Annotated in this window: 1 protein-coding gene; it reads right to left on the bottom strand. The window is 68.9% G+C overall.

Annotation, left to right across the window (positions count from 1 at the left end; all coding sequences use genetic code 11):
• Positions 1-18: 18 nt before the first annotated feature.
• Positions 19-1086, bottom strand: a complete 1068-nt coding sequence (locus ACFYVJ_RS34780) for an IS110 family transposase (RefSeq protein ID WP_388900526.1) — start codon at positions 1084-1086, stop codon at positions 19-21.
• Between the last annotated feature and the right edge of the window lie 242 nt (positions 1087-1328).

The raw sequence follows: 1328 nt of genomic DNA, 5'->3' as shown, positions 1-1328 counted from the left end.
TGAAGCTCCTATGGATCGTCAAGTGGTTTGTGGGAGCGGTTTAGTGGTGTGGGTCGTGTGGGGTAGGTGGTGGTAGATCTCCCGGGCGACGAAGCGTTTGAGGCAGCGGACGATGTCCTTCTTGGTCATGCCTTCGGCGGTGCGTCGGGCGACGTACTCCTGGGTGCGCTGGTCGTATTTCATGCGGACCAGGACGATGGTGTGTAGGGCGTTGTTGGCCTGCCGGTCGCCGCCGCGGTTGAGGCGGTGGCGGTTGGTGCGGCCGGAGGAGGCGGGGATGGGGGCGGCCCCGCAGAGGTGGGCGAAGGCGGCTTCGGAGCGGAGCCTGTCGGGGTTGTCGCCCGCGCTGGTCAGCAGTTGGCCGGCGGTTTCCGGGCCGAGGCCGGGCAGGGCGATGAGCCTGGGGGCGGCCTGGGTGACCAGCGGTCCGATCTCCCGGTCCGCGTCCTTGATTTCCTCGTCGAGTGCCTGGTAGCGGCGGGCGAGCCGCCGAAGCGCGGTCTTCACCGTGTTGGCCGGGTCCGCCGGTTCGCCCGCCGGACGTGAGCGGGCCAGGGTGGTGACCAGCTCGCGTGCGGACAGACCTCTGAGTTTGTCCCGGACGTCGCAAGGGGCGGTGACGATCAGGGTGCGGATCTGGTTGATGGTCTGGGTGCGGGCCTTGACCGCGCTTTTGCGCACCACCCGCAGGGTCCGGATCGCCTCCACGATCCCGTTGCGGGCCTTGGGAGTGCCCGCGGCTCGCCCCGACAGGACCGCGGTCGCGGCCGCGTAGGCATCGATGGGGTCGGACTTGCCATTGTCCCGCCGCGCTTTGCGGTCCGGCCGGTCCACCTCCACCACCGTGACCTCGTTTGCGGTGAGGAACCGGGCGATCTCGGCGCCGTAGGCGCCGGTCCCCTCGATCCCGACGGCCCAGACCTCACCGTGCGAGCGCAGCCAGTCCAGCAGCTTGCGGTAGCCGCCCTGGGTGGTCTCGAACTGCCGGGTGGCCAGGTGTCGGCCGATGCTGTCGATGACCGCGGCCTGGTGGAGGTCGGCATGGGTGTCGATCCCGCCGACCACGGCTATGTCCTGTGCTGCCATGCTGTTGTGTGCTGCCCTTCCAACGCGCGCCGATGGGAGAGCACGAGCCGGCCGGGCAGACGGACAAGACAGTGATGGGACCTTTGGCCAGGCTCCTATGAAGTCACAGAAGCCCGGCCGGCCACGCGCCAGGCGGCACCGCCCGGCAGGCCGACGATTCAACGCAAGGACAGCCGAAGCGTCAGTCAGAGCAAGAGCCAGACCCCCGGGCGGTGCCATCACCAATCCTCACTGTCAGAGCA

The organism is Streptomyces sp. NPDC004134 (assembly GCF_042874195.1).
Lineage (GTDB): Bacteria > Actinomycetota > Actinomycetes > Streptomycetales > Streptomycetaceae > Streptomyces.
The sequence above is the reverse complement of the archived record's forward strand: the minus strand, read 5'-3'. Positions and strand labels throughout refer to the sequence as shown.

What these genes read in the sequence shown, in the direction of transcription:
- ACFYVJ_RS34780 (WP_388900526.1), bottom strand. Translation starts at nt 1,086, where the DNA reads ATGGCAGCACAGGACATAGCCGTGGTCGGCGGGATCGACACCCATGCC.